General features: G+C 65.3%; 14 protein-coding genes and 1 pseudogene. 8 read left to right on the forward strand and 7 right to left on the reverse strand.

Going from position 1 to position 23,016, the window contains the following annotated elements; genetic code table 11:
• Window positions 1-68 precede the first annotated feature (68 nt).
• Both ACVW1C_RS14520 and ACVW1C_RS14525 read left to right on the forward strand, forming a co-directional pair.
• Window positions 69-1,454, forward strand: a complete 1,386-nt coding sequence (locus ACVW1C_RS14520; RefSeq protein WP_456759000.1) for an MATE family efflux transporter — start codon at window positions 69-71, stop codon at window positions 1,452-1,454.
• A 193-nt stretch (window positions 1,455-1,647) separates the two neighbouring features.
• Window positions 1,648-2,091, forward strand: a complete 444-nt coding sequence (locus tag ACVW1C_RS14525; protein ID WP_456759001.1) for a DUF2147 domain-containing protein — start codon at window positions 1,648-1,650, stop codon at window positions 2,089-2,091.
• A gap of 80 nt (window positions 2,092-2,171) precedes the next feature.
• Here the strand turns inward: ACVW1C_RS14525 and ACVW1C_RS14530 are convergent, their stop codons facing one another.
• The 3 genes from ACVW1C_RS14530 to zigA all read right to left on the reverse strand — a co-directional run bounded on the left by ACVW1C_RS14530 (window position 2,172) and on the right by zigA (window position 5,189).
• The gene (locus ACVW1C_RS14530) at window positions 2,172-2,516 is read right to left on the reverse strand and encodes an endonuclease domain-containing protein (RefSeq protein ID WP_456759002.1); all 345 of its coding nucleotides are present in this window, start codon (window positions 2,514-2,516) and stop codon (window positions 2,172-2,174) included.
• A gap of 84 nt (window positions 2,517-2,600) precedes the next feature.
• Window positions 2,601-3,752, reverse strand: coding sequence for a DUF3095 domain-containing protein (locus ACVW1C_RS14535; protein ID WP_456759003.1), 1,152 nt, complete (start codon window positions 3,750-3,752; stop codon window positions 2,601-2,603).
• A 231-nt stretch (window positions 3,753-3,983) separates the two neighbouring features.
• Window positions 3,984-5,189, reverse strand: a complete 1,206-nt coding sequence (zigA, locus tag ACVW1C_RS14540; RefSeq protein ID WP_456759004.1) for a zinc metallochaperone GTPase ZigA — start codon at window positions 5,187-5,189, stop codon at window positions 3,984-3,986.
• Between the two features lie 294 nt (window positions 5,190-5,483).
• On the opposite strand from zigA, the pseudogene ACVW1C_RS14545 reads away from it, so the two are divergent.
• Window positions 5,484-6,514, forward strand: a pseudogene (locus ACVW1C_RS14545) (IS110 family RNA-guided transposase).
• Window positions 6,515-6,966: 452 nt separating this feature from the next.
• Here ACVW1C_RS14545 and htpG read toward each other — a convergent pair.
• On the reverse strand, window positions 6,967-8,829 hold the full coding sequence (gene htpG / locus ACVW1C_RS14550) for a molecular chaperone HtpG (protein WP_456759005.1): 1,863 nt from the start codon (window positions 8,827-8,829) through the stop codon (window positions 6,967-6,969).
• An 86-nt stretch (window positions 8,830-8,915) separates the two neighbouring features.
• Entirely contained in the window at window positions 8,916-9,722 is an 807-nt protein-coding gene (locus tag ACVW1C_RS14555) for an MBL fold metallo-hydrolase (protein ID WP_456759006.1), read from the reverse strand.
• Window positions 9,723-9,845: 123 nt separating this feature from the next.
• Here ACVW1C_RS14555 and ACVW1C_RS14560 point away from each other — a divergent pair, with 123 nt between their 5' ends.
• From ACVW1C_RS14560 to ACVW1C_RS14575, 4 genes are all read left to right on the forward strand, one after another.
• The gene (locus tag ACVW1C_RS14560; RefSeq protein WP_456759007.1) at window positions 9,846-10,010 is read left to right on the forward strand and encodes an acyl-CoA dehydrogenase family protein; all 165 of its coding nucleotides are present in this window, start codon (window positions 9,846-9,848) and stop codon (window positions 10,008-10,010) included.
• 151 nt (window positions 10,011-10,161) lie between these two features.
• A complete protein-coding gene (locus tag ACVW1C_RS14565) occupies window positions 10,162-10,776 on the forward strand; it encodes a TetR/AcrR family transcriptional regulator (protein WP_456759008.1) in 615 nt (204 codons plus the stop codon).
• Window positions 10,777-10,961: 185 nt separating this feature from the next.
• The gene (locus tag ACVW1C_RS14570; protein ID WP_456759009.1) at window positions 10,962-12,131 is read left to right on the forward strand and encodes an OpgC domain-containing protein; all 1,170 of its coding nucleotides are present in this window, start codon (window positions 10,962-10,964) and stop codon (window positions 12,129-12,131) included.
• An 11-nt stretch (window positions 12,132-12,142) separates the two neighbouring features.
• Window positions 12,143-12,853, forward strand: a complete 711-nt coding sequence (locus tag ACVW1C_RS14575) for an alanyl-tRNA editing protein (RefSeq protein ID WP_456759010.1) — start codon at window positions 12,143-12,145, stop codon at window positions 12,851-12,853.
• 27 nt (window positions 12,854-12,880) lie between these two features.
• On the opposite strand, the gene ACVW1C_RS14580 is transcribed toward ACVW1C_RS14575, so the two are convergent.
• Window positions 12,881-14,065 carry an MFS transporter gene (locus tag ACVW1C_RS14580; RefSeq protein WP_456759011.1) on the reverse strand — a complete coding sequence of 395 codons (1,185 nt, stop codon included), beginning with the start codon at window positions 14,063-14,065 and terminating at the stop codon, window positions 12,881-12,883.
• A gap of 236 nt (window positions 14,066-14,301) precedes the next feature.
• Here ACVW1C_RS14580 and ACVW1C_RS14585 point away from each other — a divergent pair, with 236 nt between their 5' ends.
• Complete coding sequence (locus tag ACVW1C_RS14585) at window positions 14,302-15,819, forward strand: helicase HerA domain-containing protein (protein WP_456759012.1); 1,518 nt, start codon at window positions 14,302-14,304, stop codon at window positions 15,817-15,819.
• Between the two features lie 165 nt (window positions 15,820-15,984).
• Here ACVW1C_RS14585 and ACVW1C_RS14590 read toward each other — a convergent pair whose 3' ends face one another.
• Window positions 15,985-22,986, reverse strand: a complete 7,002-nt coding sequence (locus ACVW1C_RS14590; protein WP_456759013.1) for a hypothetical protein — start codon at window positions 22,984-22,986, stop codon at window positions 15,985-15,987.
• Between the last annotated feature and the right edge of the window lie 30 nt (window positions 22,987-23,016).

Consider the following 23,016-nt stretch of genomic DNA (forward strand, 5'->3'; position numbering starts at 1 on the left):
TGCGAGCCTGGTTCACTGGCGTCGAATTGCAGTGCGCCCTCTCCGCTTCCGAAGTGAGCCGCCGACGCATGACCATCGATGCCTCGATCGACGACATCAACCGCGCCGCGGCCGCGCCTGCGGTACCGGTCGATCATTTGTTGACGGCGCCGATCCTGCCGACGCTGCTGCGGCTGGCGATTCCCAACACCATCGCGATGTTCGGCTCGACGCTGGTCGCGGTCGCCGAGACCTCCTATATCGGCCGGCTCGGCACCGAGCCGCTTGCCGGCATCGCGCTGGTGTTTCCGTTCGCGATGCTGACGCAGATGATGTCGGCCGGCGCGATGGGCGGCGGCGTCTCGTCGGCGATCAGCCGCGCGCTCGGCGCCGGCGACCGCGACCGCGCCGCCGACCTGGCGCTGCATGCGGCGATCATCGGCGGGTGCGCCGGATTGTTCTTCACCGTGATGATGCTGGGCTTCGGCCGCAACTTCTATGCGCTGCTCGGCGGCCGCGGCGGCGTGCTCGAACAATCGATGCATTACTCGCAGGTGCTGTTCTCCGGCGCGATCTCGATCTGGCTGGTCAACACGCTCGCCTCCGTCGTGCGCGGCACCGGCGACATGCGCGTCCCATCGATGACGCTGATCACCGTCTCGACGATCCAGATCGTGGTCGGCGGCGTGTTCGGTCTCGGGCTGTTCGGCATGCCGAGCCTCGGCATGCGCGGCGTTGCCGCGGGCCAGCTCACGGCGTTCACGTGTGGTACGATCTTCCTCGCCTGGTATCTCGCCTCTGGCCGCAGCCGGCTGAAGCTCGACTTCGCCGCCTTCGGCTTTCAGCGCGCGATGTTCCTCGACATCCTGAAAGTGGGCGCGATCTCCTGCCTGTCGCCGCTGCAGAGCGTGCTGACCATCCTGATCTTCACCAAGATCCTCGCAGGCTTCGGCACCGAGACGCTGGCCGGATACGGCATGGGCTCGCGGCTGGAATTCCTGCTGATCCCGATCGCATTCGCGGTCGGTGTCGCCTCGGTGCCGATGGTCGGCATGGCTGTTGGCGCGGGCCTGGTGACGCGCGCCCGCAACGTGGCGTGGATCGCCGGCGCGGTTGCCGGACTTGTCGTCGGATTGGTCGGACTCGTGGTCGCGCTCAAGCCGACGCTGTGGATTGCGCTGTTCACCACCGATCCCGGCGTGACTGCCGCGGCCTCGTCATATTTCGCGCTGGCCGGCCCGGGCTTCGGCTTCTTCGGCGTCGGCGTCTGCCTGTATTTTTCCTCGCAGGGCGCAGCCAAGGTCGGCGGGCCGGTGCTGGCCGGGACCATCCGCCTGCTGCTGGTCGGCATCGGCGGCTGGTGGCTCACCACCGCGAGCGCCCCGGCATGGACGCTGTTTGCGCTGGTCGGAGGTGCGATGGTGGCATTCGGCCTCGCGACCATGGTGTTGATCAAGCTGACCCGCTGGGGCTAGACCCGGAGGGCCGGGGCTCGCGCTGCGCATGCGGTCGCGACAAGGCACCGCCACCCTTCCGAGCCTTGCCGGAGCATGGCGGCCTCGGAAAAGAGCTGCAAAATTTTCCGGATCGTGCTCGCCTGATCGCGCGATTATTACATTGCAGAAATCTTTCGACTTGTTATGCAGACCGACCTCTTGGGAATACGTCATGGCCTCCAAATTCCGATTCGTGATCGCAATCATTGCGACGGCACTCGCCGTGCCTGCTGCGCATGCACAGGGCGCGCCCGAGCCTTTCGGCGTCTGGCAGACCCAGGCGGGCGATGCCCGCGTCAAGGTCAGCAAATGCGGCGGCGGCATCTGCGGCGTGGTGGTCGGCCTGCGCGACCCGATCGATCCGATGACCGGCAAGCCGCAGGTCGACAACAAGAATCCCAATCCGTCGCTGGCCAACAGGCCGATCATCGGGCTGCAGTTGTTCTCCGGCATGCAGCCGGTTGCCGCGGGCAAATGGTCGGGCCAGATCTACAATGCCGACGATGGTGGCACCTATGCGAGCAGCATCTCGGTGACCAGCGAGAGCACGCTGCGCGTCGAAGGCTGCGTCGGCGCGCTATGCGGCGGCGAGACCTGGACGCGCGTCGGGCGGTAGTCGGTGGCGAAGTTATAGCCACGACCGGACTGAGCTCCCTCGCCCCGCTCTTGCGGGGAGAGGGGTGGGGTGAAGGGGCTCTATCCGCGTAGCCCGGTCTGAATTGTAATCAGCACCCCTTCAATATTGCCGAGAACATCATTGTTCCAGAAACGAAGCACGCGATATCCCTCGGCAGCCAAATAGCGGTCACGGATCGCATCTGTCACCGACCCTGCATGCTGACCGCCATCGACCTCGATGACGAGCTGCTTTTCGCGGCAGGCAAAATCGCAGATGTAGTCTCCGATCGGAACCTGTCGCGCGAACTTGTGACCATCGATCTGACGATTGCGAAGGCGCTTCCAAAGCGCGATTTCCGCATCGGTTTGATTGGCGCGGAGTCGTCTCGCGAATCGGATGGATACTTCTTTGCGGCCACGCATTGCCCTGCCCCTCACCCGGAGGCCACGCGATGCGTGGCTTCCGACCTCTCCCCGCAAAAGAGCGGGGAGAGGTTAGAAAAACACTTACACCGCGCGCGTCTTCAGCACGGTGGCGGCCGAGGCGTAGCCGCCGCGGGCGCCGTCGATGAAGTGGACGTGGTCGGCGCGCATCACCGACGGCGTGAAGCAGGTCATCATCGCGGCATCCTGCTCGTGCAGGCCATAGCGCACGATGCCCTGCGCGGCGGCAGCCACCAGGCGCTGCTCGAGCTCGGCGACGAGCTCCGGCGTGCAATCCAGGATCATGCGCAGGCCGTCGTCGAACTTGCGGAAGTCGGAATTCTCGACCACCTGCTGCAGATAGAGCTTTGGCGCGAACGTGCCGACCTTGATGCCGAGGCGAAACACGACAAAGGCCCACAACGCAAAGCCGAGCACCGCGGCGCGCCGCATCGCCAGCGGTCCGCCGAATCGCCTGGCGCGCGCTTCGTATTCGATGCCCTGCGGCGGAAAGCGCAGCGGCGGGCCACCCGGCGGCACCGGCCTGCCGGCATCGGGGCTCTTTTCAATACGGACGACGAGGTCCTCGATCACCTTGCAGAAGGCGGCAGGATCGGCCTCCTTCGCCGGCAGCACCAGCACCGAGAGGATGACGCCGCGGGCCGACGGCATCACCTCGAAGCGGCAGGACAGGCCGGACAGATCGGGCTGTGTGCCCTCAGGCGCCGGATCGAGCGCGAACTCGCCGCGCTTCATCGCGGCATCGGCAAACGCAAGACCGCCGCCGGAGAACATCGCATAGGACAGATTGGCCGACGGACCGAAGCGCGCGACGCGCACGTCGGCCCCCGCGGCGCGGATCGCCGCGATCGGCACCAACGCCACCCGCAGCACCAGATCGAGATCATCGCGCACCCAGCGTGCGGTCGCGGCGAGTGCCTCGCGCGCCCTGTCGAGATCGGCGGGCGCGACCGCGAAGCTCGCACCATCGCCGCCGAACACGAACGGGAATTCGCGGCCATCGAGCGCATTGGTGACGGCGGCAACCACCGCGGCACCGGCCATGTTGACCGCCTTGTAGCGCTGCGCCGCGATCGCCTTGGTCGACTCCACGATATCGGCGACGCCGACCGTCCAGTCGTCGGGCAACGGCACATACAGCGCCGGATCCATCAGGCGCGCGAAGCCGCGAAACACCGGAATGCCGCCGTAGAAGATCTCGCTGCCGCCAGCCATCGCAACGCCGTGTGGTTTCCGCCTGCCACGAAACTCTCTAGCAGATACGGCGCGGGTTGGGACGGGGTTTTGAAAGCGCAGCCGAGCGGAGCTAGGTCCCGTCACCCTGAGGAGCCGCGAAGCGGCGTCTCGAAGGGTCGACGGCCATCAACGGGGCCGTGCATCCTTCGAGACGCGCTACGCGCTCCTCAGGATGACGGGGACAGCATCACGCGCCGGATCAAAATGCCCTCACGCCGCCTCGTCCGCTCGTCTCCACGGCGGAAATGGATCGCGGAGTTCTGCCCAGGCCTGCGGGTCCATGCCCGGCTTGCCCGCGACGAGGCAGGCGTCGAGCCGGCGGCGAATGTCGGCTTCGTTCATGCCGGAGCCGATGAATACCAGCTCCTGCCGGCGATCACCGTAGAGATCGTTCCAGCTCCGCTGCATCATCAACCGCCAGTCCGGATGATCCGGCCAGCGCTCGCGCGGGATCGCCGCCCACCACGAGCCGAGGCCTTCGGTCCGGACGATCGCGCCGGCCTGGCTCATCTCGCCGCACCAATCCGGACGCGTCGCGATCCAGAAATGGCCCTTGGCGCGGATCACGCCTTGCCAGCTCTCGCGCAGGAAGGCGTGGAAGCGCACCGGATCGAACGGGCGCCGTGCGCGGTAGACAAAGCTCGTGATGCCGTACTCCTCGGTCTCCGGCACGTGCTCGGCAAAACCGTAAAGCTCCTTGTGCCAAAGCGGATGCTGCTGCGCGCGCTCATGGTCGAAGCGTCCGGTGTCGAGCACGCGGTCGAACGGGACTCTTGCAAAATTCGCCTCGACGAGGTCGGCGTCGGGATTGAGCGCGCGCACGATGGTCGCTGCGGCCGCGCGCTCGGCCGGCGTTGCCGCATCGACCTTGTTGAGCACCACGACGTCGGCGAACTCGATCTGCTCGACCAGGAGATCGACCAGCGTGCGCTTGTCGCCGTCGAGCGCCTCGCCGCGCTGGCTGAGGAAATCGGTCGAGGCATAGTCCTTCAAGAGATTGGCGGCGTCGACCACCGTGACCATGGTGTCGAGGCGCGCGACGTCGGAGAGGCTCTGTCCATTTTCGTCGCGAAATTCGAAGGTCGCCGCGACCGGCAGCGGCTCGGAAATGCCGGTCGATTCGATCAACAGATAATCGAAGCGGCCGCTCTCGGCGAGCGCGCGCACCTCCTTCAGCAGATCGTCGCGCAAGGTGCAGCAGATGCAGCCATTGCTCATCTCGACCAGTTTTTCGTCAGTCCGGGACAGGTTTGCACCGCCATCGCGGACGAGGTCGGCGTCGATGTTCACCTCGCTCATGTCGTTCACAATCACCGCAACCTTCAGGCCGTGGCGGTTGTTCAGCACGTGGTTCAGCAAAGTGGTCTTTCCAGCCCCGAGGAAGCCGGACAAGATGGTGACGGGGAGTTTTTGCATCGAGATCAAACAGTCGCTGGAGGGATGGGCGGCGGGGCACGGGGCATTCGCTTGATGTTATGTTATAACATAACTTCAATGGACCGCGGGCTGTCAAGCGCCCGGGGCCGCTCGCCGCGTCGTCTATCTGTTTGCGAAACCGTAGATGGGGTAACGGGCCGGCCGCCCGCTCGCTACGGCGCGATTTGGAGGCGCGCTCGCGAGCGGCCTGTTGGTTGGAAGGCGGTCGTCCCTCGAACTGATGGTGTCAAACGGAGTGAGGCAAGCCCGCTCCAAGCATCATGAGGGACGACCATGTACCACTATGCAGGAATCGACGTGTCTTTGGAATGCTCGAGTGTTTGCCTTGTCGACGGGGCCGGCAAGATTTTGCGCGAGGCGAAGGTTGCGAGCGAGCCGGAGGCCCTGATCGGCTGGTTCCGGTCGCTGGGGCTGGTGCTTGAGCGGATCGGGCTGGAGGCAGGTCCCTTGTCGCAATGGCTGTACGCGGCGATGCGGGAGGCGGGACTTGCGGTTGAGCTTCTGGAGACCCGGCATGTGCGCGATGCGTTCAAGGCAATGGTGGTGAAGTCGGACCGCAATGATGCGCGCGGGATCGCGCAACTGATGCGGCTCGGCTGGTTCCGGCCGGTGCACTGCAAATCGATCGCGGCGCAGGAGAGCCGTGCCATTCTGACGGCGCGCAAGCTGCTGCAATCCAAGCTGCGCGACGTCGAGAACAGCCTGCGCGGCGTGCTCCGCGGCTTTGGCCTGAAGGTCGGCGCGACCACCGAGCGCACCTTCGCCGAACGCATCCGGGAGCTCGTTGCGGGCCATCCTGGACTTGAGGTGGTGGCGCAGGCGCTGCTCGAAGCCCATGCCGTGCTGCGGCGCGAGTTCAACAGCCTGGACAAGCAGGTCCAGAAGCTCGCCAAATCGCACCCCCGCAGGCCAGGCTCTTGATGACGACGCCGTCCGTCGGCCCGATCGTGGCGCTCACCTATGCCTCGGCGGTCGACGACCCGAAGCGCTTCCGGTCATCGAAGGCGACAGGAGCGCATTTTGGCCTCACCCCGAAGAAAGACCAATCGGGGGAAACCGATTACACCGGCCGCATCAGCAAGATCGGCGATGCGTCCGTGCGCGAGGCGCTCTATCAGGCGGCTCACGTGATGCTGACCAAGCCGGTCAGGAATTGCGCGGCGCTGAAGGGCTGGGCCATGCGGATCGCCAGGCGTGCCGGCATGCGCAAGGCCAAGGTCGCGCTGGCGCGCAAGCTCGCTGTCATCCTGCATCGCATGCTCGCCGATGCGAAACCATTCAACCCGTTGGCCAACGCCATCTAAACCAGGAGCATCAATCGGTTCTGGGCGGGCCACGACACCAGGCTCTCCCCGAGCGAAGTCCCTTCGCCGGGACGATGGATCCGGTCAGGCCGCCATCCGGGAAGTGGCTCACAACCACGCTTCCGTAGATTGGCCGGCCGGCTCCTCAATGCACCCCATCAGGCGACGGCCACCGTGCCGATCCCGTACAGAAGCAAGTGCCCGGCGAGTGGATGACGCAAAAAGGGATTGACTAAACAAGGCCCGTTACAGAAGCCCGGATGAAGCGAAGCGCAATCCGGGGCACATCGCGCCTATGGCAGTGCTGCTGGTCCCGTCATGCTGAGGAGACCGCGCAGCGGCCGTCTCGAAGCTTTGTACGGCCTCGCTGCAACAGCTGGGCCGTGCATCCTTCGAGACGCGCGCAAGAGCGCGCTCCTCAGGATGACGGGATAAGGGGGCTACGAGTGCTCCTACTTCGCCAAGCCGCGCAGCACGAGCTGGTTCATGCGGCTGGCGAAGGCGGCTGGGTCGTCGGGCATCTCGCCCTCGAGGATCTGCGCCTGCTCGAACAGCAACAGCGATAGATCCTTCGCCTGCGCGGTGTCGGTCGCGAGCGCCGCGACCAGCGGATGGCGCAAATTGATCTCGAGGATCGGCTTGGTGATCTCGCCGCGGTTCTGCTGGGCGAGCAGCCGCTCCAGCGCGCGGTCGCGCGCGTCGCCGCCGGCGACGAGGCACGATGCGCTCGCGGTCAGCCGCTGCGAGGCGCGGACGTCGGAGACGCGCGCGCCGAGCGCATCCTTGATCACGGCGATCGTGGTCGCGGCATCGGCTGCCGGCTCGTCCTTCTTGTCCTGCTTGTCGTCGACCAGCGGGATCAGGCCGAAATCGACGTCGCCCTGGCTCAGCGACTTCAGCGGCTTGCCGCCGAACTCGAGCGGCGCCGAGGTCCAGAACGCATCGACCGGATCGGTCAGCAGCAGCACCTCGATGCCGCGGGCGCGTGCCGATTCCAGCTTCGGGTTCGACTTCAGCCGCTCGACGCTGTCGCCGACCAGATAATAGATCTCGGTCTGGTTCGGCTTGAAGTCGTCGACAATCTGCTTCAGCGAGCGCTTCTCGCCCGACGTCGTGGTGAAGCGCGCCAGCGCCAACAGCTTCTCGCGGCGCTCGAAGTCCTCCCACAGACCTTCCTTGATGACCGGACCGAACGCGTCCCAGATCTTTGTGAAGGTCTCCGGCTCCTTCTCGCCGAGCGTTTCCAGCTCGCCGATCACGCGGCTGGTGACGGCCTTGCGGATCTGGGCGAGCTGCGGATTGTTCTGCAACATCTCGCGCGAGATGTTGAGCGGCAGATCTTCGCTGTCGATCACGCCGCGGATAAAGCGGAGGTAAGCCGGCAGCAGCTCGGCATCGTCGGCGATGAAGACGCGGCGGACATAGAGCTTGACCTTGCCCTTGCGCTCGACCTGGAACAGGTCGAACGGCTTCTGCGACGGCGCGAACAGAAGCACGGCATAGGACTGGCGGCCTTCGGCGCGATAATGCAGCGTCATCGCCGGCTCGTCGAACGCGCCCGCGATCTGCTTGTAGGCCTGCGCGTAATCTTCCGGCTTGAGCTCGGATTTCGAGCGCTGCCACAGCGCGCTCGCCGAATTGATCTGGCGCGGCTCGCCCTCCTCCGGCACCAAGAGGATCGGAAACTGGATGTTGTCGGAATATTCGCGGACGATGCGCTCGATCTCGTAGGCCTCAAGATATTTGGCGGCGTCCTTCTTCAGATGCAGCACGATCTCGGTGCCGCGCGCGACCCGGCTGGCGGCCTCCTCGCTCGCCGGGGCAATCTCGAAGCCGCTGCCGCCTTCCGACGACCACACCCACACCTCGTCGGAGCCGGCGCGGCGGCTGGTGACGACGATCTTCTCGGCGACCATAAAGGCGGCATAGAAGCCGACGCCGAACTGGCCGATCAGATTGGCGCCGTCCTTGGCCTCGGTCAGCTTCGACAGGAACGATCTGGTGCCCGAGCGCGCGATGGTGCCGAGATTGTCGATCAGCTCCTGACGCTCCATGCCGATGCCGGTATCGACCACGGACAGCGTATTGGCCGCCTTGTTCGGAACGATCCTGATCTCCGGCGGCGTGCCGTCGGTGATCAGGCCGGGATTGGCGATCGCCTCGTAGCGCAACTTGTCGCAGGCGTCGGATGCGTTCGAGATCAGTTCACGCAGGAAGATATCGGTCTCGGAATAGACCGAATGCACCATCAGGTGCAGCAATTCGGCAACCTCGGCCTGGAACGGCTGGGATTCGGCGGCGGCGATTGTGGTCATGCGGAAAACTCGGACAAACGGTAAGTGGAGGGAAAGCCCTGATATAGCGCGATCGCGCCGGCTGGCAAGACGAGCGCGGGAAACCGTCAGCCCGAGATCGCAGCGAGATAGCGCGTGACGGAACGGTCGAACGCCGCCCTGGCATCGGTTGCGATGTTCTTGCCCCACCAGGCGCCGTAGATCCGATCATACGCCAGCGGCTCGACCGTGCGCGCGATGCGGCGGACCGCGGATGCGTTGAGCGGGATGTAGTTCGGGTAGGAGTACATGAAGCTGACCGAGCTTCGGTCCATCGCCACCATCGCGATGTCGCCGGTCAGGAGCGCGCCGCGCCCGTCCGCCCCCTTGCGCCAATGCAGCATGGTGGCGCCGGCGAAATGGCCTCCGGCACGCACCAGGAGAATGTCGTCGGAGATGCGATGGCTGTCGCCTTGCCACGGCACGATCGACCGATAGGGCCGCGTCACCCATTGCGCATCGTCGCCGTGCAGATAGACCGGCGCATCGTCGAACGCCGCGCTCCAGTCCGCGACCGCGCCATAATAATGCGGATGCGAGATCGCGATCGCCTTCAGCCCGCCGAGCGACCTGACATGCGCGATCGCCTCCGCGGTCGCGAGCGGCACGCAGTCCCACATCACGCAGCCGCCGCGATCCGGCACCAAGAGCGCGCGTTGCCCGATCGCAAAAGACGGCTCGAGCGCCAATCCAACGAGGCCAAGATCGTCGCGCCAGACCAGCCGATGCCGCTGCGCGAGTTCCTCGCGCGTCAGCCAGACCTGCCCCTTCCAGTTCACATATTGCCGCTCGTCCTCGCAGATCGGGCAGGACGGTGGCGGCGTCGCAGCTTCAGGAAATTGCGCGCCGCATTGTTCGCACGTCCAGAGAGGCATTGAGACCACACGCGTTGGGGTGAAGCGATCCCCTGATCTACGTCAGCAGCGCAACGCGTTCAATGCCGGCGCCCCAGTTCCATCTGCATCTCCGCTGGCGCTGCGCCGAACTTGCGGCGGACCATGCAGCTGTTCGGCGGTGCCGGCTATTCCAGGGACCTGCCGAGCGAGTGCATCTGGCGGGAAACCCGGGTGGTCCGCATTCTGGATGGCACATCGGAGATCATGCGGCAGATCATCGCGCGCAACGCGTTCCGCAACCATGAATGGCGGAACGCGTCAATCTGACAACGGCCTCCACCACTTTATGTTGCAATAGTTCTTGGTGATCCACTTCCGCTGTCTTACTGTTTTTGCGGGATGGAAGATTCTTATTCTGACGCGTTTTCTTGGCGCGAACCGGTATCCCCTTCGCTCGAAAACGCTCTTGGAGAAGGAAGTGGCTTCGGGGACGACGCTCAAGCTCAAGCAACAACGCAGCCGCGATCGGCGCGAACAGATCCTCTCGGCAGCGACCAAGCTGTTCGGCCAGCGGGGCATCGACGGCACCTCGCTCACCGAGGTCGCTGCGGTGGCGAAAGTACCGCTCTCCAGCATCTACGATTATTTCGAGGACAAGCGTGCGCTGGTGCTGGATGTGCCCGAGGGCAATTTCGAAGCGCTGTATCAGAAGACCGAGCCGCTGCTGGTGAAGGGCGGCGACCCCGTCGAGCAGCTTCGCATCATCTTCCTGACCAACTTCCAGTACATCAAGGACAACCCGAGCTGGGGCCGCGTGTTCTTCCTGGAGATATGGCCGAGCGTCCTCGCCGCCGAGCCGCGGGTCAAGAAGGCGGTCGACAAATATGCGCTCCGTTACGTGGAGCTGATCAAGCAGGCGATCCGCGCCGGCACCTATCGCCGCAACCTCGATCCCTACACCGCGATGTCGCTGATGATGGGCGGCATGTGCCACCTGACCGCGGTCTGGCTGCTCACGGCCGCAAAATTCGATCTGGTGAAGAAGGGCAAAACGCTGTTCACCACGCTGCACAGCGGGTTCGTTCAGCGTTAGCAGAGCCGGTGCGCGGCCCTGGCTTCGGCGGCGCGGATGATTTGATCCAAATTCAGCGCTGTTTGTCCTGTCGTGAGACGACCCTTTCCCAGAAAACCAATACACAACCGTCGAAATCCTGTTCTAGTATGATGCCATGGGCGACCCGCGGTTGGACTCGCGGTCACTGGGGATGGGAGCAACCGATGGACGTCAAGGCTGTTCTGCCGCCGCGTGGCCGCGACTATCGCCTCGATCTGCTGCGCGGCTTCGCCAACTGGGCGATCTATCTCGATCACATCCCGAACAACGCGGTGAACTGGATCACGCAGAAGAATTTCGGCTTCAGCGACGCGGCCGATCTGTTCGTCTTCATCTCCGGCTACACCGCGTCCTTTGTCTATGCACGGATGATGATCGAGCGCGGCACCGTGATCGGCGCCACCCGGCTGATCAAGCGGGCGTGGCAGATCTATGTCGCGCATGTCCTGCTGTTCGTGATCTACATCGCCGAGATCGGCTATCTCGCCCAGCGCTATCACGACCCCAATCTGCAGAATGAATTCAACGTCGCGGGCTTCATGCAGAACCCGGCGGAGACGCTCTATCACGGCCTGATCCTGGCGTTCAAGCCGGTCAACATGGACGTGCTGCCGCTCTACATCGCGCTGATGCTGGTCTATCCGCTGGTGCTGTGGGCGATGCTGCGCAAGCTTAATCTGACATTGGCGATCTCGTTCCTGCTCTATCTCGCCGCACGGCATTTCGGCTGGAATCTGCCGGCCTATCCAGGCGGCTCGTGGTACTTCAACCCATTCTGCTGGCAGTTCCTGTTCGTGTTCGGCGGCTGGTTCGCCCTCGGCGGCGCAAGCGAATCGATCACGTTGATCCGCTCGCGCGCCTTCCTCTGGCTCGGCGGCGCCTATTTGTTGTTCGCGCTGGTCATGACGCTGGCGGGTCGCTTTCCGGAGCTGGGCCAGGCGATGCCGCCCTGGCTCTATGACGCCTTCAATCCCAACGACAAGACCAACCTCGCGCCCTATCGCGTGCTGCACTTCGTGGTGCTCGCCTTCTTCGTCACGCGCTTCCTGCCGCGCGAATGGGCCGGATATGAATGGCCCGTGTTCCAGCCGATCATCAAATGCGGCCAGCAGTCGCTCGAGGTGTTCTGCTCGGGCGTGTTCCTTGCCGTGGTCGCGCATGTGGTGCTGGTCGAGGTCTCCGGCAGCCTCTGGATGCAGATCGTGGTCAGCGCGATCGGCATCGTGCTGATGACCGTGCTCGCCTATTACCGCTCCTGGTCCAAGAAGGTCGACAAGGCGCCGAAGCCGCCCGTGGCTGCGCAGGCGCCAGTGGCCGCGAAGCCCGCGGAATAGGCGCGTCATCGATGTCGCGTGCCTTCTATCACGATCATCCCGAAATCCTGCAGCTCGAAGCCGAGGTGCGCGACGCCAGGCCCGGCGCCATCCTCGTCGAACGCTCCCCGTTCTTTCCCGGAGGGGGCGGGCAGCTTCCGGACCAGGGCGTCCTAAGATGGTCCGGCGGCGTGCTGCCCATCACCGGACTTGAGCGTGACGAACGCGGCCTGTGGCATCTGTTTGCCGGCGAAGCCCTGCCCACCGGCAACGTGACGCTCGAGGTCGAGCCGGCATTTCGCGCCCTGATGTGCGAACTGCACACGCTGGCCCATGTCGTCAATGCACTCGTCTACACGCAGTTTGGCGGCGCCCTTCTCACCGGCGCGCAGCTCAACGCCGATGCCACGTTCCGTGTCGATTTCGATCTGCCGGGAGCCGACAATGACGCGCTGCGAGCGATCGAGGCGCCGCTGAACGAGGTCATTCGGCGGGATCTTCCGGTGAGCAGCGTCTTCATGCCACACGACGAAGCGCAGGCCGTGCCCGGCCTGTTCCGCAGCAAGGCTGTCGCTCCGCCGGTCGGGGAGGACGGACTCGTTCGCATCGTCGAAATCCTCGACCTTGATCGCCAGGCCTGCGGCGGCACCCATCTGACGTCGACCGGGCAGGCCCGCCCTGCGCGCATCGTCAAGATCGACAACAAGGGCCGCCAGAACCGCAGGATCAAGGTTGCGGTCTGACCGGCTCTCGCACGCCGCGTGCGCTTGCTATTTCGCGAGCGGCTTGCCGGCCGTCTCCGGCGCGAGCCGGATCGAGGGCAGGCCGATCAGATAGATCAGCGACAGCATCGAGATCGCCAGCGGAAAACTCCCGGTGCGGGCGGCGAGCGCGCCGATCAGCGTCGGGCCGGCAGCGCCGAGCACGCGGCCCATGCTGAAGGCGAAACCGGAACCCGAGCCGCGCAACGCGCTCGGAAGCATCTCCGGCAGCCAGATCGTGAACAGGCCGAACACGCCATTGGTGAAGAAGCCGAGCACCGGGAGCAAGGCCATGAACAGCACTAGGCTGTCGAGCCATTCGATCGCAACTTCATAGCAGACCACGACGGAGATCAGCCCAGCCACCGCGCCCATCTCCTGCGCATGCGCCGGCGTCGCTCCCGCCGCGACCAGCTTGGTCGAAATCACGGTGGGCGCCCAGAAGTTCGACGACCACAGGCCGAAGATGATACAGGCCATCATCAGTGCAGCCGCCCATGTGGTGCGCGCCTGATCTCCCGCAAACAACGCCGAGACCGACGGCCAATCGCGCGACGCGCTGCTCTCAGGTTCGGGAATGTTGCTGCGCAGATACGCGATCAGGAGCGCCGGCAGGATGCCGAGCAGGAACATGCCGCGCCAGCCGAGCGTGCTGCCGATCACGAGCGTCACGGCGGCGGCGAGGAATAATCCGGTCGGCGTGGCCGTGTGCAGCCAGCCCGCGAGCCGCACCCGCGTATTCTCCGGTACGGATTCCTGCAGCAACGGCGTGCCCGCGGCCCATTTCACCGCCGATGCCAAGCCGGCAACGAAGCGAAACAATGCGAACATCACGATCCCGGTCGCAAGGCCGCATAGCGCCGTGAACAGCGAGTACACCAGCACCGTCCAGCACATGATCCTGACGCGACCGTAACGGTTCGCGGCCCAGCCCCAGACCATCGAGCAGGCCCAGCCCAGCATGAAAATCGAGAACAGGAGCCCACCATAGATGCCTATATTGGCCTTGCTCGGCTCGATGCCGCTCGCCGGCAGCAATTCGCTCAGCGCGCCGACCAGAATGTAGCCATACATCGAGGAATCGAAGCCATCGAGCATCCAGCCGAACCAGGTCGCCCAAAACACTTTTCGCGGCGACACCGCACCAATTGCCGCGACCGACGGCGCAACGGCATCAACGATGCTCTCAGTCATGTTTCCTCGCACGTTTCTTTTATGCTGCAGACTATGACTGCGACACCACCGGCAAACGGGACGGAGGTATCCGGCATGAGAATGGCGGCGGCGTTCACATCGACGTCACGGCGACGGCCGGCTCAAAGGTGTCACGGTGAAGATCGCATCGCGCCTGGGGATCATGCCGCGGTTCGCTCGACGGGGCGCGAACGGCTTGTTAAGCCGCGAGCCGCAAGGACAATTTGAGTCGGGACATGACCGTAGCGATCGAGATGGGACAAACGACGGCCGGCGCTTCGGCGGCCATCGACCTCGAGGAGCTATTGGCCACGCGCCTTCTGGTGCAGGGCAATTCGGGTTCCGGAAAATCCCATCTGCTGCGCCGGCTGCTGGAACAGAGCGCGCCATGGGTGCAGCAGACCATCATCGATCCCGAGGGCGACTTCGTCACCCTGGCCGAGCGATTCGGCCACCTTGTCATCGATGCCGAGGACCATACCGAGCGCAGCCTGCAGGTCGCCGGCGAGCGCGTGCGCATCCATCGTGTCTCGACCGTGCTCAATCTCGAGGGGCTCGACGCCGAGAACCAGATGCGGCGCGCCGCGGCCTTCCTCGGCGGCATGTTCGAGGTTGCCCGCGATCACTGGTATCCGATGCTGGTGGTGGTGGACGAGGCGCAGCTATTCGCGCCGGCGATCGCGGGCGAAGTCTCCGACGAGGCACGCAAGCTCTCGCTCGGCGCGATGACCAATTTGATGTGCCGCGGCCGCAAGCGCGGGCTTGCCGGGATCATCGCGACCCAGCGGCTGGCCAAGCTCGCCAAGAATGTCGCCGCCGAAGCATCGAACTTCCTGATGGGCCGGACCTTCCTCGATATCGACATGGCGCGCGCCGCCGACCTGCTCGGGATGGAGCGGCGGCAGGCGGAGGCGTTCCGCGACCTGGAGCGCGGACAATTCATGGCGCTGGGACCCGCACTCTCCCGCCGTCCGCTGGGCTTGCGCATCGGTCCGACCGACACGCAACCGCGCAACGCCGCGCCGCGGCTGATGCCGCTGCCTGAAGCGGCGCTCGAAGACGCGCGCGCGATTATCCTGGCCGCGCCGCCACCTGAAACGGCGGCCAGGCCGCCGCGCCGGACACCGCCGCCCGACCTGCTCAGCCAACTGATGGCCGCCAAGCAGCCGGCACCGGAGCAAGATCCCGAAGCCACGGAGCCGCCGCCGAGCGCCGAGCAGCTGGCCGAGCGGCGTGAGCGGCTGGATCGCATCCTGCGCGCCATCCTCGCCGAACCCGACGCGGGCTTCCGCGCCATCGGCGTGCTCTATCAGGAGTTCGTGGTCCGCTGCCGGATCGAGGGTCTCGGAGCCGTCGTGCCCGAGCTGACCGATTTCCGCCGCATGCTGACGCGCGCCCGCGCCGGGCTCGGCACCGAGATGGCGGCGGACGACGCGTGGCAGGATGTCTCGCTGCGTGCCGCCATCCTGCCCGAGGACATGCAGGGCGTCTTCATGATGATCGCCCGCGCCGCGAAGGAAGGCTGGCCCTGCCCGAGCGATGCAGCGATCGCCCGCGCCTATGGCACGCACTCGCTGCGCCGCGCCCGGCATCTTCTGACCTACATCGAGGAACAGGGCCTGATCGTCTGCCAGCTTGACGGTGCTGGCCGGCGGATCGTGACACTCGTCGAGCTCGCCTGGGCCACGGCCGCGGCCGATCCGAATGTCGACGAGGTGCCGACGGAAGCAGCCTGCAACAGCTCGACTCCGTAATCAGTCGCAGGGCGACGAAGCGTTCGGTCTTGCATGGAATCCCGGAAGCGTCGCAAGATACGAAAAGGCCCGCCGGGAGGCGGGCCTTTTTGTTTCTGCTGGTCGAGGGATCTGGTTGCGGTGGGCCCGCGGCAGGCCCACAACACAGCCCCTCATCTTCAGGCCTCACGCATGCTGTGGCTGCGCAAGCTGGCTGACCTGCGTCGCCGGCGGATCGACAACCAGGGTCCCGCCATGGCCGTCACTCGAGGTCGTGAAGGTCGAGGCCATGTAGTTGCCGAGCAGCATAATACTCGCCGTGACGGTGCCGTCCGTCACCGTGAGCGTGCCGCTCGCACTGGTTCCGCTGAAGGTCGGCGTGTGAACGCTCGCGAAATTGATATTCGCGAAATCGATCGCGTCCGAACCGGTCATCCCGGCGACGGTTCCCGCAAAGCTTGCGGAATTGTCCAGTTTCAGCGTCCCCGTCGAGCCCTGGAACGCCACGGAGGCATTCGAAGCCCCGGTCAATTCCAGGGTGCCGCCCGGGACGATGGTGGCGCTGCTCGGGCTCTCTCCCGTGACGTTGAACGACTGCCAAGCTCCCCACGCGGTGCCGTCATTGGCCCGGATCCAGAGTTGATCGGTACCCGAGCCGGCCTGATAGGTCGCCTGGGCAAGCTGTGCCGCCGTTACGTCGATCTCGGTATTCGCAGGTTGGTTCACTCCGCCAACGTTCCAGCGCCCGTTGGTGTTGGAATCCCACAGCGCATATTTCGTGATGGCATCGCCGTCGGCGTCCGTCGCAGTGACGAGGTTCGCAGCAGCAAAGGTCTGCCCCGAGACCGTCACGACGTTCGAGACCGCGACCGTTGGCGCCTGGTTGGTTGCGGTGGCCGTGAAGGCCTTCCAGCTGCTCCACTCGCTGCCGTCATTGGCCCGCACGTAGAGCGTATCCGACGGCGAGCCGCCGGGGCCGAACACGTAGCTCACCTGCGACAGGTTCGCTGTGGCAACATCGATCTCGGCGTTGGCCGCCTGGGCGACGCCATTCACCACCCAGTGACCATTGCCGCCGGTGTCCCAGAACGCGTACTGCGTGATCGGATCGCTCTCGGCATCCGAGGTCGAGAACAGGGTCGAGGCCGCCACCGAATGGCCGTGAATGCCGCTGACGTTCGATGCCGTCACGACCGGAGCCGTGTCGGGACCCGGCGTTGCCGTGAATGCGGTCCAGGCGCCCCACTCGCTGCCGTCATTGGCCCGCACATAGAGCGTGTCGGGCGTCGAGTTGCCGGGGCCGAACACGTAGCTCACCTGCGAGAGGTTCGCCGCGGCAACATCGATCTCGGCGTTGGCCGCCTGGGCGACACCATTCACCACCCAGTGGCCATTGCCGCCGGTGTCCCAGAATGCATACTGGGTGATCGTGTCGTGCTCGGCATCGGTGGTCGAGAACAGGCTCGAGGCGAGAGTCGACGTCTCACCGTGGACCGCGGCCACGTTCGCCGCCGTCACGACCGGAGCCGTGTCGGGGCCCGGTGTTGCCGTGAATGCGGTCCAGGTGCTCCACTTCGATCCGTCGTTCGCCCGCACGTAGAGCGTGTCGGGCGTCGAGTTGCCGGGACCGAACACGTAGCTGACCTGCGACAGGTTCGCCGCGGACACATCGATCTCGGTATTGGCCGCCTGGGCGACGCCATTCACCACCCAGTGACCGTTGCCGCCGGTGTCCCAGAACGCGTACTGCGTGATCGGATCGCTCTCGGCATCCGAGGTCGAGAACAGGCTGGAGGCGAGCACCGACGCCTCACCGTGAACCGCGGCCACGTTCGCTGCCGTCACGACCGGAGCAGTATCGATCCCCGGTGTTGCCGTGAACGCTGCCCAGCTGCTCCACTTCGATCCGTCATTCGCCCGCACGTAGAGCGTATCGGGCGTCGAGCCGCCCGGACCGAACACGTAACTGACCTGCGACAGGTTCGCCGCGGCAACATCGATCTCGACGTTGGCGGCCTGGGCGACACCATTCACCACCCAATGGCCGTTGCCGCCGGTGTCCCAGAACGCATACTGGGTGATCGGATCGCTCTCGGCATCCGAGGTCGAGAACAGGGTCGAGGCGAGCGCCGACGTCTGCCCATGGGCGGCCATCACGTTCGCTGCCGTCACGACCGGGGCAGTATCGACCCCCGGCCCTGCCGTGAACGATGTCCAGGTACTCCACAGGCTGCCGTCGTTTGCCCGCACGAAAAGCGTATCAGGCGTCGAGCCGCCGGGGCCGAACACGTAACTGACCTGCGACAGGTTCGCCGCGGCAACATCGATCTCGGTGTTGGCCGCCTGGGCGACACCATTCACCACCCAGTGGCCACTTCCGCCGGTGTCCCAGAACGCATACTGGGTGATCGGATCGCTCTCGGCATCCGAGGTCGAGAACAGGCTCGAGGCGAGCGCCGACGCCTGCCCATGGGCGGCCGTCACGTTCGCGGCCGTCACGACCGGAGCGGTATCGACCCCCGGTGCTGCCGTGAACGCTTTCCAGGCCCCCCACAGGCTGCCGTCATTCGCCCGCACGTAGAGCGTATCGGGCGTCGAGCCGCCGGGCCCGAACACGTAGCTGACCTGCGACAGGTTCGCCGCGGCAACATCGATCTCGACGTTGGCGGCCTGGGCGACACCATTCACCACCCAGTGGCCACTTCCGCCGGTGTCCCAGAATGCATACTGGGTGATCGGATCGCTCTCGGCATCCGAGGTCGAGAACAGGCTCGAGGCGAGCGCCGACGCCTGCCCATGGGCGGCCGTCACGTTCGCGGCCGTCACGACCGGAGCGGTATCGACCCCCGGTGCTGCCGTGAACGACTTCCAGGCGCCCCACAGGCTGCCGTCGTTGGCCCGCACGTAAAGCGTATCGGGCATCGAGCCGCCGGGCCCGAACACGTAGCTGACCTGCGACAGGTTTGCCGCGGCAACATCGATCTCGACGTTGGCTGCCTGGGCAACACCATTCACCACCCAGTGGCCATTGCCGCCGGTGTCCCAGAACGCATACTGGGTGATCGGATCGCTCTCGGCATCCGTGGTCGAGAACAGGCTCGACGCAAGAGCCGACGTCTGCCCATGGGCGGCTGTCACGTTCGTGGCCGAAACGACCGGAGCGGTATCGACACCTGGCCCCGCTGTGAACGCCTTCCAGGCTCCCCACAACGTTCCGTCGTTCGCCTTGATGTACAACGTATCAGGGACCGATCCTGTCGGCCCGAACACGTAGCTCACCTGCGACAACTGCGCCGCGGTAATATCGATCTCGGTGTTGGCGGCCTGCGCCACACCGTTCACCACCCAGTGACCGTTGCCGCCCGTGTCCCAGAGCGCGTACTGGGTCATCGTGTCGCCGTCCGGATCGCTCACCGTGAACAGGCTCGATGCGGCAATCGACGTCTGGCCGTGCGCCGCAGTGACGTTGACTGCGTTCACGGTCGGCGGGGTGTCGACAAACGCCTTGGCCGTGAATTGGGTCCAGCCGCCCCAAACCGTGCCGTCATTGGCGCGAACGTAAAGGGTATCGGCCGAACCGCTTGGACCGAAGACGTAGCTCACCTGTGACAGGTTCGCCGCCGCAACATCGATCTCGGCGTTGGTGGCCTGGACGACGCCGTTGACGACCCAGTGTCCGTTACCTTGGGTGTCCCAGAACGCGTAGGTGGTGATGGGATCGCCATCGGCGTCCGATACAGTGAAGAGGCTGGACGCCAGCGCAGAGCTCTCGTTCAGGGTTGCCTGCACATTGGGGGCTGACGTGACCGGTGCGACGTCGGCGCGCGTCGTGACCAGCGTGCCGGTGCCGGAATCGGCGCCGACGCTGAACCGCACGCCAGGCGTCTGATCAAGTTGCACATCGAACGAGGAAGCCCCCTCCGTGACATGCAGGACATTGCCCGGAAGCAAGGTCGCCGACCCGCCGGATACGAAATTGAGGCCTGCCAGATCGATGCTGTCGCCCAGCACCAGTCCGCTGACGGTGGTGCCGGCCAAAGACGTGCCATCGACCTTGAGCTGGCCGCCGGACCCGCCGAAGGTGATGCCGCCGCCCGCGACGCTGCCGGCCTGCAATTCGACCACGCCGCCGGAGATCGTCACCGGCCCCGTGGAGCCGCCCGACGATACGACTTCAGTACCTCCCCCAAACACGAAGACGTTGCTCGTCGTCGTTCCGGCAAGATTGAACGTGCCACCGCTCGACACCGAGATGTCGTGCACCATGGCTCCGGAAGCCACGTTGAACACGCCGCCGCTGGACACCGACAGGTGGTCCAGTGCGCCGCCCGACAAGACGTTGACCGTGCCGCCTGAGACGGCCGTCCCGGAGCCCACGGCCCCGTTGACGACACCACCCGAGAAGACGTTCTCGACACCGCCGGCATAAACGCCCACGCGGCTGAGCACGGTGCCCGACACATTGAATATGCCGCCGCTGGAGACGCCGACGAAAGCCGCCGAGCCGCCGGCCAGAACGTTCAATACGCCGCCTGCGCTGACTCCGGTGCCCGAACTGACGGCGCCGGTGATCAATCCACCTGACAGCACGTTCTCGACGCCGCCGCTGGTGACGCTGGCATTGCTCAGCACTGTGCCCGCAACATTGAAGGTGCCGCCGCTCGACACGCCGACAAAGGCGGCGGTGGCGCCGGCCGACAGGTTCAACGTACCGCCCGAAACTCCCGTCCCGGATCCGCTCGCGCCGGAGATGGATCCACCGGACAACACGTTCTCGACGCCGCCGGCGTAGATGCCGGTGTTGCTCAGCACCTTGCCCGCGACATTGAAGATGCCGCCGCTCGACACGCCGATGTGAACAGCCGAACCACCGGCCAGGACGTTCACGATGCCGCCAGCGGAAATGATGGTTGCCGCACTCGATGCGCCGGAGATGAACCCGCCGGAGAGCACGTTCTCGATACCACCGCTCGAGACCAGCGTGTTGCTGATGATCGTACCTGCAACATTCAAGGTGCCGCTCGACACCGTAAGGTCGTGTGCCGTGCCACCGGCCGAGACATTCAGAGTGCCGCTCGAAACTGTCAGGTGATCCAGTGCACCGCCGGAAGATACGTTGACGGTGCCGCCGGACACGCCCGTGCCGGAACCCGGGACGCCGGTGACGACACCACCCGCGAGAACATTCTCAACGCCGCCGTCATAGACGCCGACATTGCCGAGCACTGTACCGGCCACGTTGAACGTGCCGCCACTCGACACACCGACGTGAACGGCCGAACCACCGGCAAGGAGGTTCAATGTACCGAGCACTCCGGTCCCGGAGCTCGTGGCTCCGGAGATCAGTCCGCCGGACAACACGTTCTCGATGCCGCCGCTCGACACCAGCGTGTTGCTGGTGATCGTGCCCGCGACATTCATGGTGCCGCCGTTCGACACCGTAATGTTGTGCACCGTGCCGCCGGCGGAGACATTCAGCGTGCCGCTCGACACCGTCAGGTGATCCAGCGCACCGCCGCCAAATACGTTGACCGTACCGCCGGAGATGCCGGTCCCGGAACCTGTCACGCCGGTGACAACGCCACCCGAGAGGACATTCTCAATACCGCCGTCATAGACAGCGACATTGCTGAGCACGGTGCCGGCCACGTTGAACGTGCCGCCGCTCGAAACACCGACGAACGCCGCCGAGCCGCCGGCCTGAACGTTCAGGGTACCGATAACCCCGGTCCCCGAGCTGATGGCTCCGGAGATCAGTCCGCCGGACTGCACATTCTCGACACCGCCGGCAAACACCATGCCGTTGCTGAGCACGGTGCCGGCCACATTGAACGTGCCGCCGTTCGACACGCCGACAAAGACCGCTGAGCCCCCGGCCAGAAGGTTTACCGTACCGCCGGCAATGCCTGTCCCCGAGCCGCTGGCCCCGCTGATCAGGCCGCCGGACAACACGGTCTCGACACCGCCCGCCAGGACGCCTGTATTGCTCGTGAGGGTGCCGCCCACGCTGAGCACGCCGCCGCTCGAAACAGTGATGTGGTCGGCGGTGGCGCCGGCTTCGACGATGACGCTCCCGGCATCGCCGACACTCGTCGCCGAGCCGCCGGCGAGAATGTCGAGCAGACCACCGCCCGAAACTTGCACGCCAGACGCGAGGCCACCCGACGAAACGGTTTCAACGCCGCCGCTGAGCACGAACTGGTTGGTGACGATGCCGCTGTCGTTCAGCGCACCGCCGGTATAGACGAACATCGCGGTCGCGGTAGCGCCCGACAGCACATTCACCGTGCCACCAGAGATCGCAGTGCCAAAGCCTCCGGACACACCCTGTACCACACCGCCCGACAGCACGTTCTCGACGCCGCCGCTGTACACACCGACAGAGCTCAGCACCGTACCGGCAACGTTGAAGACACCGCCGGCCGAGACGCCGACGTAGGACGCCGAGCCGCCAGCCGAGAGGTTCAACGTTCCGCCCGAAACGCCGGTCCCGGAGCCGGACGCTCCGGAGATCGACCCGCCCGACAGGATGTTTTCGACACCACCGGCGTAGATCGCGACATTGCTGAGCACACTGCCGGCCACGTTGAACGTGCCGCCGCTCGAAACGCCAACGTGGACGGCGGACCCGCCGGAAGAAAGGTTCAATATGCCTCCGGCGGAAATTCCGGTCCCGGAGCTTGTTGCGCCCGAAATGAAACCGCCCGACAGTACGTTTTCGACACCGCCGCTACGGACCCCGATCATGCTGAGCGTCGTGCCGGCTACGTTGAAGACGCCACCGCTCGAAACCGACAGGAATGCAGCCGAGCCGCCCGCCATAACATTGACAGTGCCGCCGGAAATGCCGGTGCCCGAGCCGACGACTCCGGTGATTAGTCCTCCGGACTGAACGTTCTCGACGCCGCCGGTGAATACCGCGGTGAAGCTGTTGACGGTCCCCGCCACGTTGAGCGTGCCGCCACTCGAGATGGCGAAGCGATCGGCGCCGCCGCCCGCGCTGACGACGGCGCTGCCGCCGCTGGAAATCGTGGTCCCTGCCGCGTAGCCGCCGGCGTCGACCAGGAGCTGGCCGCCGCTCAACGTCGTCGAGACTGCCGAGCCTCCGCCGAGGACCTCGAGCGTGTTGCCTCCCGTTTCGATCAGACCTGAACTGGTAAAACCCGAGCTTACAAAAGTAGTGCTCATGGCAGCGCCCCCAAAAAATGATCAGTTCTT

The sequence above is a fragment of the Bradyrhizobium sp. USDA 4011 genome, from assembly GCF_054063415.1.